Origin of the sequence: Albidovulum sp., assembly GCF_049646345.1 — a bacterium.
Classification (GTDB): domain Bacteria; phylum Pseudomonadota; class Alphaproteobacteria; order Rhodobacterales; family Rhodobacteraceae; genus Albidovulum.
Map to the genome: position 1 here is coordinate 1 of NZ_JBARVQ010000353.1, position 3,293 is coordinate 3,293.

4 protein-coding genes are annotated in these 3,293 nt (G+C 63.7%); 2 read left to right on the top strand and 2 right to left on the bottom strand.

Annotation, left to right across the window (positions count from 1 at the left end):
- Together dddP and WBB85_RS08830 are read right to left on the bottom strand one after the other, a co-directional pair.
- Positions 1–1,018: dimethylsulfonioproprionate lyase DddP (gene dddP / locus WBB85_RS08825; RefSeq protein ID WP_432638253.1), on the bottom strand; the 1,018-nt coding region annotated here is incomplete at its 3' end.
- 167 nt (positions 1,019–1,185) lie between these two features.
- The gene (locus WBB85_RS08830; protein ID WP_432638254.1) at positions 1,186–1,425 is read right to left on the bottom strand and encodes a YdcH family protein; all 240 of its coding nucleotides are present in this window, start codon (positions 1,423–1,425) and stop codon (positions 1,186–1,188) included.
- A gap of 214 nt (positions 1,426–1,639) precedes the next feature.
- On the opposite strand from WBB85_RS08830, the gene WBB85_RS08835 reads away from it, so the two are divergent.
- Positions 1,640–2,773, top strand: a complete 1,134-nt coding sequence (locus WBB85_RS08835; RefSeq protein ID WP_432638255.1) for an aminodeoxychorismate synthase component I — start codon at positions 1,640–1,642, stop codon at positions 2,771–2,773.
- Positions 2,737–3,293, top strand: a 557-nt coding sequence (locus tag WBB85_RS08840) for an aminotransferase class IV (protein ID WP_432638256.1), incomplete at its 3' end; no start/stop codon positions are given. The genes WBB85_RS08835 and WBB85_RS08840, both read left to right, overlap by 37 nt.

Sequence of the window (3,293 nt, forward strand, 5' to 3'; positions counted from 1 at the left end):
TCTCCATATTGGTCATGATATGCTCATGCGCGTGGCGCATAGCATAGATCATCGCATCCGTGGGCTTGGCATCGCCCACCCACCAGGTTCGCGAAATGTCGATACAGATCCCATATGAGCCGACAAGGTCAGTGTCGAAGGCCACGATCTCATTCGGCTGGATGATACGCGGCCCACATTCCTGAAACCACGGATTGGTGCGCGGGCCAGAGGCCAGAAGCCGGGTTTCGATCCATTCGCCGCCGCGCCTGATATTCTCGGCATGAAGGACCGCCCAGACGTCATCCTCGCTCATATCGCCGCCCGGCACACCTTCGCGGCAGGCCTTCTCCATCGCGGCGATGGATTTTTCGCAGGCATCATGGGCGCAGCGCATGGCAAGGATCTCATCCGGTCCCTTGATGGCGCGGGTCTTTTCGGTGCATTCCTCGCCTTCCTCGACGGCAAAGCCCGCAGCTTCCAGCGCGCGCAAGCCCTGCACCATGATCTTGTCGACGCCAATCCGCCGGTTCGTCCCGGCATGGGCGCGCATCACCTCATCCACTTCCGCCACAAAGGCCTTCGCAGCCTCGGGCGCCTTGTCGCCCGCCGAGAAGTAGAACATCGATGCACCCGAGCGGCTTTCGCGCACGAGCGGATTGAAATCGGCAAGGAAGGGGGCGTTCTTGTAGTCCCAGATCACCATATAGCCGTCGGCACATAGCAACACCGCGCGGAACGGGTTGTGGGTGTTCCAAAGCTGCATATTCGTGGTGTCGGTCGCATAGCGGATGTTCAGCGGATCGAACATCAAAAGCCCGCCCGAGCCGCGATCGACGATGGCCTGCGTCAACCGCGTCCAGCGGAATTCGCGCATCCGCTCAAGGTTCGGCAAGGTCAGCCCGGCCACTTCCCATTCGCGAAGGGCAAGCTGGGTCGGTCCGATCTCTATCCGGTCGTTATCGTTGGGGCTGCCATCAGGCAGATATGCACCCTTCGCAGGGTCGATCTTGCGGCGGTCGGAATAACGGGTGTCCATGGCGGCGCTCCGGGGGTTGCGCCTTCAGGATCGGGCCAGAGCCGCACGGTTTCCGCTCCGATTGCGACATGGGATCTGTCTGTTTCCGGCCTTGCCCCAGCAATTCCTACATACTGGAGTAAGCCGTTGTGGCGAAGGGCAGCGCAAGGCACGCTGCCCCCTGCCCGTCAGGCGCCCGCCAGCATCCGCGCGATCTCATCCTTCAGATGGGCGCGCTTCTTGCGCATCTCGGTCTCGGCCAGGCTGTCAACAGGCTCGATCCCGGTTTCAGCCCGGTGCACATCGCGGTTGATCGCATGATATTCCTCTGCAAGCCGTGCGAAATGCGCATTCGAGACCTTCATCTCGTGAATCCTGTCCGCTTCTGCGGGGAATTCTTCATGCAGTTCATGCGGGGTATGTGACATTATCGCGCTCCATTCTTGATGTCCTTCCCTTTCTACCGGCCCGCCCCGCGCGCACATTGACCTCAGTCAAACCGAAAGCCTAATTCACCGGGTTTGCAGCCCGCATCTTTATGCCGCACGACGCGAATGGCGGTGAAAACGGCGGCAACGCGCTTGCGCTCGGGGCGGCAAACGCCCAAGTTCCCGGCGCGATTCCAAGGCTTTCAAGACGCTCATGATCCTTGTCGAAGACGGACCCAACAGCGCCCCGGCGCTCTTCGACCGCCCCCGGCGGTTGATCCGCGCCGACGCGGTGGATGATGTTGCGCCCGCGCTGGCGGCGCTCGATACCGCGCGCGCCGAGGGTTTGTGGATCGCAGGATTTGCAAGCTACGAACTGGGCTATGCGCTGGAACCGCGGCTTGCGCCGCTCATGCCCGGGGGGCAGCGCCTGCCACTGCTGGCATTCGGTCTTTATGATGCGCCCGAAGATGCGGCCCCGTTCCTCGCGCAGGCGGCAAATGAAGCGCCGGGCGCAAGCCTCAGCGCGCCCGATCCCTGCTGGAGCGCCGAGGATCACGGCCACGCCCTGCAACGCATCCACGATTATATCGCGGCGGGCGACATCTATCAGGCCAACCTGACAATGGGCATGCACGCCCGACGGACGGGCAGCGCGCCGGGGCTCTATGCGGCGCTCCGCGCCCGCCAACCGGTGCGCCACGGCGCCTATGTCGATCTGCCGGACCTGCCGGTCCTTCTGTCACGCTCGCCCGAACTCTTCTTCGCGACCGATACGGCAGGCCGGATCGAAACCCGGCCAATGAAGGGCACGGCACCGCGCGCCTCCAACCCCGCCCATGATGCGGCGCTGAGGATGGAGCTTCAGCAAAGCCTGAAGAACCGCGCCGAAAATCTGATGATCGTCGATCTCTTGCGCAACGACATCTCGCGCATCTGCGAAATCGGCTCGGTGAAGGTGCCCGATCTTTACGCCATCGAAAGTTATGCGACCGTGCACCAGATGGTCAGCCGGGTGACCGGCCGGTTGCTGCCCGGCACGCAGCCCTCGGACCTCTTCCGCGCGCTCTTTCCCTGCGGCTCTATCACCGGCGCGCCCAAGATCCGCGCGATGGAGATCATTCGCGGACTGGAGGCAGGCCCGCGCGGCGCCTATTGCGGTGCGATCGGCTGGATGGGCCCGGACGGTGCGTCAAGTTTCAACGTGGCGATCCGCACGCTGACACTTTACGGTGAAACTGAGGTCGAGCTTGGCGTCGGCGGCGGCATTGTCGCCGATTCCACAGCCGCAGGCGAATATGAGGAGGCGCTGTGGAAGGCCCGGTTTGCAGAGCTGACACAAGGCTGATCGAAACCTTCGGCTGGGACGGCATGGTCTTTACCTGGCTGAATGCCCATCTTGCCCGCGCCCGCGCCTCTGCGGCGGCGCTCGGCTTTGTCTGGGACCAGCGCGCGGTCGACGCGGCCATCGCCACGGTCACCGGCGACATACCGCTCCGCGTGCGGCTGACAATCGGGCAAGCCGGGGATGCCGAGGTTACCACCACCCCCATGACCCCGAACCCATCCGAATGGCGGCTGATGATCGCAAAGGAACGGCTCGACCCCGATGCGCCGCTTTTGCGCCACAAGACGACCGAACGCGCGCTCTATGACCAGACCCGCGCCGCCCTGCCCGACGGCATCGACGAAGCGCTTTTTCTCAACACCAAAGGCGAGGTTGCCGAAGGCACGATCTCCAACCTCTTCGCCGATCTCGGCGACGGTCTCATGACGCCGCCGCTCGCCGCAGGTTGCCTTCCCGGCATCCTGCGCGCCGAACTTCTGGCCGAGGGGCGCGCCCGCGAACAGATGATCCGGCGCGCTGA

Bases quoted from the DNA above. Each gene is read 5' to 3' on its own strand.
- WBB85_RS08830 (WP_432638254.1), bottom strand. From the start codon at position 1,425: ATGTCACATACCCCGCATGAACTGCATGAAGAATTCCCCGCAGAAGCG.
- WBB85_RS08835 (WP_432638255.1), top strand. From the start codon at position 1,640: ATGATCCTTGTCGAAGACGGACCCAACAGCGCCCCGGCGCTCTTCGAC.